Below are 12550 nucleotides of genomic sequence, written 5' to 3' on the forward strand. Positions count from 1 at the left end.
GCGGTGACCGCGTACGTTCGCCGGGCGCGTCTCTTCACCCCGGGCCGCGCCTGGTGCGGTGACCGCGTACGTTCGCCGGGCGCGTCTCTTCACCCCCGGCCACGTGCTGCAGTGATCGGCGCCGGGTCGGCGGGTCGTGGTGCGGCGATGCCGGCGCCTGTTACGGCGCCCGAGCCGGTGCACGTTCGTGGACAGCGCACCAGCGGCGACGGCGGACGATCAGGCGGGCGGTCAGGTGATCGGTCGAGCGGTCAGGCGGCGGTCAGGCGGTCAGGCGGGCGGTCGGGCCGGGGACGCGGCCAGGGGCGCGGCCAGGGTGACGGCGCCGGTGGTGCCGTCCACGGTGATCTCGTCCCCGGTGGCGACCCGCGAGGTGGCGTCCGGCACTCCGACGACCGCCGGGATGCCGTACTCGCGGGCCACCACCGCGCCATGGGAGTTCGAGCCGCCCATCTCCATCACCAGGCCGCCCGCCGTCAGGAACAGCGGCGTCCAGCCGGGGTCGGTGGAGGGCGCGACCAGGATCTCCCCGGGCGACAGGTGGGCCCCCACCGGGTCGAGGATGACCCGCGCCTTGCCGGTCACCGTGCCGGGGGAGGCGGGAGTGCCGGTCATGGCGCCCTCGACGGGCGCCGCGGCCCCCACCGCCTCCGGCTCGGTGCCGTCGGAGAGCATGACCCGGGGAATGTGCCGCCGCCGCAGCTCCCGCTCGTAGGTCGCGCGGCGCGTGCGGACGAGCGCGCGCTGATCGGCGCCGCCGAGCCCGGCCCGCGCCTCGGCGATGCTCAGCATGAACACGTCGTCCGGCTTCTCCAGCAGCCCGCGCCCGGCCAGTTCTTTCCCGACCGCCGCCAGGTGCCCGCGCATCTCGCCGAGGGCCACGATGAAGCAGAACTTGGGCATCTCCCGGTAGCCCGCCAGCTCGCGGGTGCGTCCCAGGGCGAAGCGCACGACGCGTCCGCGCAGGCCGCCCACCCGGCGGGCCAGCGTGCGGATCATGTCCTCCGCCTCGCGCGCCCCCCGGGCGAACTGTTCGTCGGGGGCCAGAGATGGGTCGTCCAGCCGCAGGTAGTTGGCGAGCACGCCGAGCACGTGCGATGGGTCGTCCGCCCAGCGGGGCATGCCCAGGTCGATCTCGGCGACGGCCCGGTGGCCGTAGCGGGCCAGGAAGCCGTCCAGCTCCGCGCGCAGCACGGGCGGCAGTTCGCCCTGCGGCAGGGCCGGGCCGGCCAGCGCGCGGGCCGAGGCCGCGTCGGCGCGGATGCGCGAGGCCGCGTGCCACAGGGCCAGGTCCATCTCGGTGGTGACGTTGTGCGGCAGTCCCCGCAGCACGGTCGGCAGCTCGCCGGGCCTGCTGCGCCCGCGGAGCAGGCGGGCGGCCAGGGCCATCATCAGGAACCCGGCGGCCGGGAAGGGCACGATGTGCGGGATCATCGGCACCACCTCGGTGCGCAGGCAGTGTTCCACGTGGTCGAGCCGCTGCTCGGGGGTGGCGTCCGGCGACAGCGCCAGCCGCTCGCGCAGGCGCTCGACGACCCATTCCATGCGCCGCCGCGCGCTGCGCGGGTCGCGCAGCGCCTGCACGATGCGCACCGGTATGCGATAGCGGGCGGCGACGCGCCAGACCCGGCGCACCGCGGGCAGCGGCGAACGGTGGGTCACGCTCAGCCGCGGGTCGTCGAACAGGCCGCGCAGCACGACCGCCGACCGCGCCTCCATGACGTCCAGCAGCCGGGGCACGACGGCCCGCCCCACCCGGCTGCGCATGACGCCGGTGATGTCCCCGAACAGGCGCATGCCCGGCTCAGCGAGCGGCAGGGGACCGGTGCGCGCGCCGTAGAGGGTGGCGATGACCGAGCCGGCGAGCGTGCGGAAGGCCGAGACCCCCATCGGGGTGATCGGCCGGTGCAGGCCCTGCGCCAGGCTGAAGCAGAAGTACACCCGCAGACCGTCCGGAGACGTCTCGGGCAGCGGGTACAGGGTCGTGATCGGCCGGGCCTGGGTGAGCCACAGCGCTCCGGAGGAGTCGATCGCCCACTCGGTGTCCTGCGGGGAGCCGTAGTGGTCCTCCACGCGGGCCCCGAGCCCGGCCAGGGCGACGATCTGGTCGTCGGTCAGGCACGGACCGTCGGCGGACTCCCGCGCGACCTGCTCGGTGCCGCCGCCCTCGACCGAGCGGATCACCGTCGCCTTGTCGCCGAGCACCCGCTTGGTGATCTTCTTGGCGGGGCCGACCACGAAGTGGTCGGGGTTCACCCCGCCGGAGACCACCGACTCGCCGAGCCCGGGGCTGGCGTCGATCACCACCTCGCGGCGCCGTCCGGTGACCGGGTTGGCGGTGAACATCACCCCGGCGACCTCGGCCTGCACCATGCGCTGGATGACCACGGCCAGGTGGACGGCGGCGTGGTCGATGCCGTTGGCCGCGCGGTAGGCGACGGCGCGGTCGGTCCACAGCGAGGCCCAGCAGCGGCGGACGGCGTCCAGCACCGCCTCGGGGCCGACCACGTTCAGGTAGGTGTCCTGCTGGCCGGCGAAGCTCGCGTCCGGGAGGTCCTCGGCGGTGGCCGACGAGCGGACCGCCACCGGGCCGTCGGTCGCGCGCCGCACGGCGCGGGCGATGTCGTCGGGCACGGGGGCGGCCAGGACGGCGGCGCGCGCCCGGCCGGCCAGTTCGGCCAGCGTGGCGGTGTCGCCGGGGGCGGTGCGCGCCAGGGCGTCCAGCACCTCGCCGAGGTGCGCGCCCTCGGCGACGCGGCGGTAGGCCCAGGTGGTCAGGCAGATCCCCGGCGGCACGGGCAGCCCGGCCCGGGTCAGCACGCCGAGGTTGGCGGCCTTGCCCCCGGCCAGCGGCAGCGCGTCGGCGGCGATGTCCTGGAAGCCGAGGATCAGGGGGTGGTGCTCCGGGCCGGCGAGCCGGCGGTCACCGTCGGAGGTCAGCATGTCGGTCTCCCTGTGGAGCCGCCGGGGCGGACGGGGCCCGCGCTTCCGGCGACGCTGTCCGTCGTATGACCCCACCATAAACTCATCAGCCGTTGAAATCAACGACCGATGAAATAAGGACCATGACGCGGAACTAGCTCATGGTGTTTCCCCCGTTGACGGCCAGCCGCTGGCCGGTGACGAAGCGGGCGCCGGGGGAGGCCAGATAGGCGACCGCCTCGGCGACGTCGGCGGGAACGCCCATGTGGCGCAGCGGCAGCCGCGCCTCGTAGTCGCTCCAGTCGTCGCCGGCGTGGCGCTCCACCGGGATCCAGCCCGGTTCCACGGTGTTGACGGTGATGCCGAGCGGCCCGAGCTCGCGGGCCCACGAGCGGGTCAGGCCGTGCATGGCCGCCTTGGCCGACACGTAGTGCGCGAAGTCGGCGTTGCCGAGGTCGGCCACCTCGCTGCCGATGTTGACGACGCGCCCCTCGCCGGCGGCCTTGAAGTCGGGCAGCACGGCGTGCAGGAGCAGCAGAGGCGCCTTGACGAAGAACCGGAGCTGGTCGAGGTGGTCCTGCCAGGTCTGCTTCTCGATCGGCATCATCGGCTGCGGGCCGGTCGCGTTGTTCACCACGACACCGATCGGGCCGACCCGCTCGCGGATGTCCTCGACGCCGCGCGCGACCTCCTCCTCGTCGGTGACGTCGAACCGCGCCACGTACGCCGCCGCGCCGATGCGGCCGGCCACCGCCGTCGCGCCCGCGGTGTCGTGGGCGTAGTTGACGACGACCTTCCAGCCGTCGGCCGCCAGCCGTTCGGCGATGGCCGCGCCGAGGCCCCGCGAGGCCCCGGTGACGAGTGCGCATCCCATGATTCCGTCCTCTCCGCACAGGAAATGCCCTCATCTTCGCCCATCAGCGCACATCAGCGCACATGTCGCCTAGGGCCGAGACGTGCGGATATCCCGGATCGTCCGGTACATCACATCGGGAGCGTCACGTCGGGCGGGGGAGAGGAGTCGCCAGTGGCAGCGGCCGTCCGCGCCGGCGGACGGCCGTCCGCGGTCTAGCCGGCGGTGATGGCCGGGGCGGGCGCGTCGGCGTGCAGGCGGTGCAGCACCCGGCGGAAGGCGTAGATGGAGACGCCGACCGCGACGCCGCTGATGGCCGCGACCACCGACGTGCGCACCAGGAGGTAGGTGCCGATCGACTGGTGCAGGAGCAGCCAGATGCTGACCGCGGAGTTGGCCAGCAGCACGAACGCCCACAGCAGCGTGATGCGGGCGAAGAAGCGCCGCACCCGCTCGTGCCGCAGCACGGCCGAGGGAAGGTGGATGTAGTCCAGGGTGAGCTTCTGGACCAGTGGCCTGTTCAGGCGGACCGAGGCGAGGAAGGCCATGCTGATGCAGATCGTGCCCAGTTCGGGCTGAAGGAAGTAGACGACGGCACTTCCCGTCCACCAGCCCAGCGCCGCCCGCGCGGTGATGGCGATCGCCGCCAGCAACATCGTGCCGGGGACGGGCCGGCGGCGGACGACCCGCCACAGCACCCCGGCGTACACCCAGCTCACCGCCGCCACCAGCGCCCCGTCCAGGCCGAGCACGGCCAGGGCGGTGTAGAACACGGCGAGCGGGGCGACGACGCCTTCGAGGAGCCGCGGCACGGCCTGCCGGAGCAGTGCGGTGATCCTCGGGAGGGTGAAGTGTGGAGCGTTCATGCTTCTCCCAGGGAGGACGTTCGAGGAACGACGCTAAAGCTTCGACGCCTACCCTGGGATGTGTTCGCCGAAACGCGGCCGAAACGCCGAATTGTAGTCATTAGTGGCTCACGGTACACAATGTCCAGGTAAGGCGTACATATTTTGGTAATGATCGTTTAATCCGATCATTACTCGGCTTCGGGCGGTACACCCTTCATGAGGTGGTTGAACATTGGATAACGGTTCGGGAACGGAGGGTTTCCGGATGGCGAGCGGTTCGGGAGCATGAAGTCATGGCAGTGCTCTCACGCACGCATGTCCCCCCGTCCGCCGATCGCGTGGCCGACGTCGCCGTCGAGCTGACCCGTTGGCCCGACCTCGCGGTCAGCCACTCTCGCAAGGCCATCCGCTTCCGCGCGCGCGGCCGCGAGATCATCCGCATGCGCGGCGACCACACTGCCGAGCTGCTGCTCACCGCCTCCCTCGTCGACCGATGGGCCCGGGTGCTCGCCGACTCCCATCGTGTCACACCAGGTCACGGCACCGGCTGGATCCGTGTCGAGATCGCGGACCGCACCGACGCCGAGCTGTTCCTGTCACTGGTCAGCGTCGCGCTGAAGGTCAACGACGACTGAGCGCGACGGCCGGCGGCCGCGCGAGCGGCCGCCGTCAGCCGAGGCTGGAGGTCGCCAGCCGGGCGCCGAAGGCGAGGAAGAGCGCCCCCACGCCGGAGGTCAGGCCGGCCGAGAGCCTGCGCCGCCGCCGGAACTGGGTGGCCAGGTACACCCCGCCGAAAATCAGCGTGGACAGATAGATGACGCTGAAGAATTGGCAGATCGCGCCCAAGATCAGGAATGACAGCGCCGGCGCGCCGTAATGCGGGTCGACGAACTGCACGAAGAACGAGATGAAGAACAAGATCGCCTTGGGGTTGAGCAGGCTGATCGTGAGGGCCTTCCTGAACGGGTCGGCGAGGTCGGGCGCCCCCTCCGCCTGCCCGCCCGGCTCGTCCTTGCCCCGCCACGACCGCACGGCGGCGCGGATCATGTTGAAGCCCAGCCACGCGAGGTAGGCCGCGCCGGCGTACTTGACCACGTTGAACAGCATCGGCGTGGACCGCAGCAGCGAGGCGACCCCGGCCGCCGACAGCACCATCAGCACCGTGTCGCCCACGAACACCCCGCCGGCCGCGCGGTACCCGGTGCGCACGCCGCGCCGCGCCCCCACCGTCAGGACGTACAGCGAGTTGGGACCGGGAAGAAGAATGATCAGAAAGGCCCCGATCACGTAGGCCCAGATATTGGTGATGCCGAAGAACATGCCGCCGAACTCCATGTACGCAGGGAAGTGACACGCTATACCGCCGCAAACCCCACGTTCACCCCGTTAACCCGAGCCATCTGCCACAACACGGGCCCGGCGCCCCGGGCCGCTGTGCGTCCGGAGGAACGTGACCGCCGTCGTCGCGCCGGGCATGGCGAATCCGGGCCGGGCCGCCGCAGCCGGGTGACCGTATGTCTCCAGGCAGGCGGGTAGACCAGTGTGACCCGGCTGTCAAAGCCGCCCTGCCTGGGAGAAAACCTCGCCGTTTGGGCCTTGTGAGCGGCCTGCGCCGGAGCTACGATCGCGACAACTCTTAGGAAACTTTCCTAAAAGTACTGGTGACCTGCAGTCGTCCGCGCCCCCGTCCCCTCCAGTGCCGATGCCCCATGAGCTGCGGACATCCAGTGAGCCAGCGCCCATCCTCCCTCTCACCCCCCTCGCGTCCCGCGCCCGGGACGCGCGACGCCCGCCTTTCGCAGCATGGGAGCGATCATGCGACGCACCTTGCCCCTGCTCGTCCTCACAGCCCTGGCGAGCATCGCCGTCGCGGTGCTCGCGCCACCGGGCGCGCAGGCCGCCTCGGTGAGCGCCACCTTCGTCAAGACCTCCGACTGGGGGTCGGGCTTCGAGGCCAAGTACACCGTCGCCAACGGCACCGCGAGCACCGTCAACGGCTGGACCGTGGAGTTCGACCTGCCGTCCGGCACCACCGTCGGCACCTACTGGGACGCCCTGATGAACCAGTCAGGCGGCCACTACACCTTCAGGAACCGCGAGTACAACGGGTCGCTGGCGCCCGGCGCCTCCGCCTCGTTCGGGTTCGTCGGCGCGGGGCCCGGAGCGCCGCTGAACTGCAAGGTCAACGGCGCGTCCTGCGGCGGCGGCACCACCCCCAGCCCGACGCCCACGCCGCCCGGACCGACTCCCACTCCCACTCGCACGCCCACCCCGACGCCCACGCCGACCCCGACCGTGACCCCGCCGCCGACCGGCGCGATCGTCCTCGCCCCCTACATCGACATCACGATGACCACGCCGTCGCTGGTCAGCGCGGCCACCGCGACCGGGGTGAAGAACTACACCCTCGCCTTCGCCCTCGGCGACAGCACCGGCTGCAACCCCGCCTGGGGCGGCACCATCCCGCTGAACGACTCGCGCGTCATCAACGACGTCCGCGGACTGCAGGCACGGGGCGGCCAGGTGATCGTCGCCACGGGCGGCGCCGTCGGCCCGTACCTGGAACACAGCTGCGGCACCACGGCGCAACTACTGGCGGCCTACAGGAAGGTGCTGGACACCGTCGGCACCAACCATCTGGACGTCGACATCGAGGCGTCCATCGACATCGCCAAGGTCAACTCGGCGCTCAGGCAACTGCAGGCCGAACGCGGCACGGTGATCAGCTACACCCTCCGCATCCAGGGCCAGGACTACGGCATGGACCCGTTCTCGGTCCAGATCCTCCAGGACGCCGCGGCGCGCGGGTTGAACGTGCTGGTCAACCCGATGCTGATGGACTTCGGCTACTCCGGCGCCTGGGGCGACGCCCTGGTGTCCGCGGCCAACGCGACGCTCGGGCAGATGCGGACGATCTGGCCCTCGAAGACGGACGCGCAGCTCAAGCGGCTGCTCGGCCTCACCCCGATGATCGGCAAGAACGACACCGGCCAGACCACCACGCAGGCGGACGCGCGCAAGCTGCTGTCCTACGCCCAGGCCAACCACGTCGGCCGGATCGGCTTCTGGTCGGCCGGCCGCGACAACGGCGGCTGCCCGAACGGCACCCTCTCGCCCACCTGCAGCGGCGTCAGCCAGTCGGCCTACGAGTTCACCACCATCTTCAAGGCCTTCACCGGCTGAAAGGACGATCCGATGCGCCTGATCCGCTTATGCGTCGCGGCACTGCTCGCCGCGGGCGCCGTACTGGTGGTGACGACGGCCCCCGCCTCGGCGGCCTCGGCCACCGCGACCTTCACCAAGCCGCAGGACTGGGGGAGCGGCTTCGAGGGCAAGTACACGGTCACCAACGGCACCTCCAGCCCGCTGAACGGCTGGACCGTCGCCTTCGACCTGCCCTCCGGCTACTCCGTCACCACCGCGTGGGACGCGGTGATGACCAGGAGCGGCCAGCACTACACCTTCACCAACCCGAGCTGGGCCCCGACCCTGGCCGCGGGCGCCAGCACGACCTTCGGTTTCAACGGCAGCCCCGGAAACTTCGGCGCCCCGCTCAACTGCACCCTGAACGGAGCCTCCTGCTCGGGCGGCACCACCAACCCCGGCGCGCCCGGCACGCCCGGCACCCCGGCCGTCACCGGCACGTCGAGCACGTCGATCTCCCTGTCCTGGGCCGCCTCCAGCGGCACCGTGACCGGCTACCGCGTGTACGAGGGCTCGACCGTCAGGGCCACGGTGACCGGCACCTCGGCCACCATCGGCTCGCTCGCCTCCTGCACCTCGCACACCTACACCGTGAAGGCGTACAACTCGGTCGGCGAGTCGTCCGCGAGCGCGGCCGTCACCGCCACCACCACCGGATGCCAGCAGCCCACCGGCGGCAGCGGAGCCCCCTACCTGTACCTGGGCTGGGGCAGCCCGCCGAACCCCGCCACGGTCATGAACGCGACCGGGGTCAAGTGGTTCACCATGGCGTTCGTCCTGTCCGGCGGCGGCTGCACCCCGGCGTGGGACGGGCAGCGCCCGCTGCAGGGAGGCGCCGACGCGACGGCGATCGCGCAGATCAAGGCGGCCGGCGGCGACATCGTCCCCTCGTTCGGCGGCTGGAGCGGCAACAAGCTCGGCCCGAACTGCTCCACACCCCAGGCGCTGGCCGGCGCGTACCAGCAGGTCATCAGCGCCTACAACCTGAAGGCCATCGACATCGACATCGAGAACAGCGACGAGTTCGAGAACGAGGCCGTCCAGGACCGCATCCTCAACGCGCTGAAGATCGTCAAGCAGAACAACCCCGGCATCAAGACGATCGTCACGTTCGGCACCAGCACCACGGGCCCGACGTACTACGGCACCCGGCTCATCAACCAGGCCGCGGCGCTGGGCGCGAACATCGACGTGTTCACGATCATGCCGTTCGACTTCGGCGGCGGCGCCAACATGTACCAGAGCACCGTCAACGCCTCCGAAGGCCTGAAGACCGCGCTGAAGAACGCCTTCGGCTGGTCCGACGCCACCGCCTACGCGCACATGGGCATCTCCGGCATGAACGGCCTGTCCGACCAGCAGGAGACCACCACGCCCGCGACCTGGACCCAGATCCGCGACTGGGCCAAGTCCAAGGGGCTGGCGCGGCTGGCGTTCTGGTCGGTCAACCGCGACCGCGGCTGCGCGGGCGGCGGCGTCCAGTCGGCGTGCAGCGGCATCGCCCAGAGCGACTGGCAGTTCACGCAGATCACCGCAGGCTTCTGACCGGCGGTCTCGCCTAGATCAGACGAGTGCGAAGACCGAAGCCGCCGAGGACCGTGCGGCCCGCGGCTCCGACCCCCCACGGAGCCCGCGGGCCGCACGCTCGTCCCGCACAGCGCCTTCGGTTCCTCGTCGGTCCCTCGGAGAGGGCCGCCCGCCGTCTCCTCGCCGTCCCTGGACACCTCGTCCGTGACCTGCGCGTGTGCTCGACGGCCGCCTCCGTGGACCGATCTAATGCACACTTAGCGCATGATCGTCACCCATAGGAGTCAAAACACTTCTTTGTGTGAACAATTCTGGATAGATGGTGGCAATTTTCACACCCGAGTGGTCGGTATGGGTTGTGTTCCGGCAGGCTAGTGAGCGTCATGGACAACGCAATTCTCACGGGGTGCGTCCTCGTCTCAGGTGTCGTGCTCGCGATCGTCGCCCAATGGAAGGGCTGGAGACCGTCGCCGGCCGTCACACTCGCCGTCGGCGTCGGGGTGCGCGTCCTGATCATGATCTTGGCCGTGAAGTCCGTCTGGCAGCCCGTGGACTTCATGAAGAGCTTCCAACCGGCGGGCCGGGCGATCTTGGCTCACCAGGACCCCGTGCTCGAGAGCGACGGCGGCTGGCACTTCCTTCCCACGATCCCGTACGTGTACGGCTTACTGCTGTGGATGCACATCCCGTGGGAGGTCGCCGGCCGCCTGGTCACCGTGGTCGCCGACATCATCCTGATCCCCCTGGTCGGCAGGCTCGCCGGGGGCAAGGACGCCCGCCTGCGCGCCTTCCAGTACGCCTGCAACCCGCTCGCGATCCTGGTGGCCGCGGTGCACGGCCAGGTCGAGCCGGTCTCCCTGATGTTCGGCGTCGCGGCCTTCATCGTCGCCAGGAACGCCAGGACGTCCAGGCCCGTCCGCAACGCGATCGTCGCCGGCCTGCTCATGGGCCTCGCGCTGTGCGCCAAGAGCTGGCCGATCTGGCTGGTCCCCGGCATGCTGCTGTTCCTGCCCGACCTGCGCTCGCGCATCTACGCGTTCTTCGCCACCGGCGTGGCGCCGATCTTCTTCCTGGTCACGCTTCCCATCGGCGCGGGTACGTCCCTCGCCCAGCTCCCCAAGGTGATCCAGACCATCGGCGACGTGCGCCCCATCATCGGCGAGTGGGGATGGACCGCGCTCGTGGTCGGCGGCGACTGGACTTTGAACGCCGACCTCGCCCGCTACGGCCAGTGGGCCATCTACGGCACGCTGCTCGTCGTCGGCTTCCTGTGGCGCCGCGCCGACCCCGTCGACCTGACCACGGCGCTGCTGCTCGCGTTCATGGTCGTCACCCCGCGGCTGGGCGCGCAGTACCTCATGTGGTTCATGCCGTTCCTCGTCGCCCGTCCGACGCGGTTCGCCTGGCCGGTCATCATCGGCACCTCCACGTGGGCGGCCGTCGGCTATCTCTACCTGACCCAGTTCAACGACGTGCGCTGGTGGAACCTGCACTCACCGTGGGCGATGAGCTCGGCGGTGCTGCTTCCCCTCCTCATCGCCGCCATGCCCTGGGGCCGCAGGCACGGGAGCTCCACGCTCGCGACGAGCGAGGGAGTCCCCCGCACGGCGGTCGGAGCCTCGGCCTGAGGCGGGCTCGCTCTCCGGCATGATCCGCGTGCGCCCTTCGCGATCGCGCGGACGCCCTGCGAGACGCGTGAACGCCTGCATGGACGCGCGGACGCCTGTCCTGACGCGCGGCCGGCGTCCATTCCTGCCGGGTCACGACCCCGGCCGGGTCACGACCCCGGCCGGTTCGCGGGCAGCTCGCCGGACACCAGGGCGGTCGACCACTTGAGCCCCGGATCGCTGTCGATGAACAGGGCACGGGTCAGCAGAGTGAGCGGGATGGCCAGAAGCGCTCCCAGCGGTCCCAGCACCGTCGCCCAGAGGATCAGCGACAGGAATGTCACCGTGGTGCTCAGCCCAACGGCGTCGCCGAGGAACTTCGGCTGGATGAACGACTGGACCACGATGTTGATCACCATGTAGGCCACGATCACCAGGATCATGCTCCGCAGACCGCCCGTCAGGAGTGCCAACAGGGCCGGCGGCACCAGCCCGATGACGAACCCGATGTTCGGGATGTAGTTGGTGATCAACGCCAGCACGCCCCAAAGCAGGGGAAGTGGCACGCTCAGCACGTACAGCGCGACCACGTCCAGCGCGGCACAGATCAGGCCGAAGATCGTGGAGACGAGCAGGTAACGCCGGGTCCTGTCGGCGAACGTCGTGAGCGCCTTGGTGATCGCCGGCCGCTCCGCCGCGGCGGCCGCGATGATCCGGGAGGTGACCGGTGCGTCCAGGCTCATCGCCAGCAGCAGCACGACGATGAGGAACAGGCTCGAAACTACTCCGAGCACGCTGGACACCAGGCTCTGCGCGATCCCCACCATCTTGCCCGGATCAAAGGACCGCAGCGCCTGGTTCACCTGGGGCGCGATGCCGCGCGCGGCCGCCCACGCCTGGGCGTCGGCCACCAGCTTGTTGAACTGACCCGAGTAGCCCGGCAGCAGCGCCGCCATCTGGACGACAGCGGTGGTGAGGATCGCCACCATGCCGAGCAGGACCACGATGACCACCGAGAACGGCACGGCGACGACCAGCCAGCTCGGCGCGCGCCTGCGGACGAGCCACCCCCTGATCGGGGCGACCGCCACGACCAGGACCAGGGCGAGCACGATGGGGCCGAGGATGGTGTTGACGGCCTTGATGCCGGCCAGCACGACGACGGCCGAGGCCGCCACCAGCAGCATGACCAGCGCCCGGGGGGTACTTCGCTCGCTCACGGTGGTCAGCCTCGATCCGGTTCGTGATCCTCGGTCCTACCGCTTGTTGTACTGGTCTTGCCCCGTGGGCCGAAAGGTTCTACTCGAACGTTGCCTGTATTGGATCGAGGGACGCGCGGACGGTGCTAATCTTTTGTCGTCGGCATCGCCCGGCCACCAACCAAGCCCACCACCTCGAGTGGTTGCGGCCTGGGCGCTGGCGGGAGCGCATGTCGGTACCCCTCGAAAAAATCTTCGCAGAGGCGCTTGCGTCACTACGACAGAGTGTGTAAGCTAGAGGGGTTGCCCTGGAGACGGGGCGGCCTGAATGCTCGTTGGTTCGGGTGGCGGGAGTCAAGTGCCGGTAACGGCGCGATTTGGTTCCGGTCG

9 protein-coding genes are annotated in these 12550 nt (G+C 70.5%); 4 read left to right on the top strand and 5 right to left on the bottom strand.

The window, feature by feature from the left end; all coding sequences use genetic code 11:
• Window positions 1-270: 270 nt before the first annotated feature.
• The 3 genes from ABZT47_RS17315 to ABZT47_RS17325 all read right to left on the bottom strand — a co-directional run bounded on the left by ABZT47_RS17315 (window position 271) and on the right by ABZT47_RS17325 (window position 4641).
• Window positions 271-2943 (bottom strand): PEP/pyruvate-binding domain-containing protein, encoded by a 2673-nt coding sequence (locus tag ABZT47_RS17315; RefSeq protein WP_354842334.1) that lies wholly within the window; start codon window positions 2941-2943, stop codon window positions 271-273.
• Window positions 2944-3076: 133 nt separating this feature from the next.
• A complete protein-coding gene (locus ABZT47_RS17320) occupies window positions 3077-3796 on the bottom strand; it encodes an SDR family oxidoreductase (RefSeq protein ID WP_354842336.1) in 720 nt (239 codons plus the stop codon).
• Window positions 3797-3990: 194 nt separating this feature from the next.
• Entirely contained in the window at window positions 3991-4641 is a 651-nt protein-coding gene (locus ABZT47_RS17325) for a VC0807 family protein (protein WP_354842338.1), read from the bottom strand.
• A gap of 275 nt (window positions 4642-4916) precedes the next feature.
• Between ABZT47_RS17325 and ABZT47_RS17330 the strand changes: the two genes are divergently transcribed.
• A complete protein-coding gene (locus ABZT47_RS17330) occupies window positions 4917-5258 on the top strand; it encodes a luciferase family protein (RefSeq protein WP_354842341.1) in 342 nt (113 codons plus the stop codon).
• A gap of 34 nt (window positions 5259-5292) precedes the next feature.
• On the opposite strand, the gene leuE is transcribed toward ABZT47_RS17330, so the two are convergent.
• Window positions 5293-5943, bottom strand: a complete 651-nt coding sequence (leuE, locus tag ABZT47_RS17335) for a leucine efflux protein LeuE (protein WP_354842401.1) — start codon at window positions 5941-5943, stop codon at window positions 5293-5295.
• Between the two features lie 495 nt (window positions 5944-6438).
• On the opposite strand from leuE, the gene ABZT47_RS17340 reads away from it, so the two are divergent.
• From ABZT47_RS17340 to ABZT47_RS17350, 3 genes are all read left to right on the top strand, one after another.
• Complete coding sequence (locus tag ABZT47_RS17340; protein WP_354842344.1) at window positions 6439-7806, top strand: cellulose binding domain-containing protein; 1368 nt, start codon at window positions 6439-6441, stop codon at window positions 7804-7806.
• A 12-nt stretch (window positions 7807-7818) separates the two neighbouring features.
• Window positions 7819-9372, top strand: a complete 1554-nt coding sequence (locus ABZT47_RS17345) for a cellulose binding domain-containing protein (RefSeq protein ID WP_354842346.1) — start codon at window positions 7819-7821, stop codon at window positions 9370-9372.
• 365 nt (window positions 9373-9737) lie between these two features.
• On the top strand, window positions 9738-10982 hold the full coding sequence (locus tag ABZT47_RS17350) for a hypothetical protein (protein WP_354842348.1): 1245 nt from the start codon (window positions 9738-9740) through the stop codon (window positions 10980-10982).
• Window positions 10983-11131: 149 nt separating this feature from the next.
• Here ABZT47_RS17350 and ABZT47_RS17355 read toward each other — a convergent pair whose 3' ends face one another.
• Window positions 11132-12181 carry an AI-2E family transporter gene (locus tag ABZT47_RS17355; protein WP_354842351.1) on the bottom strand — a complete coding sequence of 350 codons (1050 nt, stop codon included), beginning with the start codon at window positions 12179-12181 and terminating at the stop codon, window positions 11132-11134.
• Window positions 12182-12550 lie beyond the last annotated feature (369 nt).

This window comes from Sphaerisporangium sp. NPDC005289 (assembly GCF_040607455.1).
GTDB lineage: Bacteria > Actinomycetota > Actinomycetes > Streptosporangiales > Streptosporangiaceae > Sphaerisporangium > Sphaerisporangium rhizosphaerae.

Coding starts and splice junctions, on each gene's coding strand:
- ABZT47_RS17315 (WP_354842334.1), bottom strand. CDS start 2,943: ATGCTGACCTCCGACGGTGACCGCCGGCTCGCCGGCCCGGAGCACCAC.
- ABZT47_RS17320 (WP_354842336.1), bottom strand. CDS start 3,796: ATGGGATGCGCACTCGTCACCGGGGCCTCGCGGGGCCTCGGCGCGGCC.
- ABZT47_RS17325 (WP_354842338.1), bottom strand. CDS start 4,641: ATGAACGCTCCACACTTCACCCTCCCGAGGATCACCGCACTGCTCCGG.
- ABZT47_RS17330 (WP_354842341.1), top strand. CDS start 4,917: ATGGCAGTGCTCTCACGCACGCATGTCCCCCCGTCCGCCGATCGCGTG.
- leuE (WP_354842401.1), bottom strand. CDS start 5,943: ATGTTCTTCGGCATCACCAATATCTGGGCCTACGTGATCGGGGCCTTT.
- ABZT47_RS17340 (WP_354842344.1), top strand. CDS start 6,439: ATGCGACGCACCTTGCCCCTGCTCGTCCTCACAGCCCTGGCGAGCATC.
- ABZT47_RS17345 (WP_354842346.1), top strand. CDS start 7,819: ATGCGCCTGATCCGCTTATGCGTCGCGGCACTGCTCGCCGCGGGCGCC.
- ABZT47_RS17350 (WP_354842348.1), top strand. CDS start 9,738: ATGGACAACGCAATTCTCACGGGGTGCGTCCTCGTCTCAGGTGTCGTG.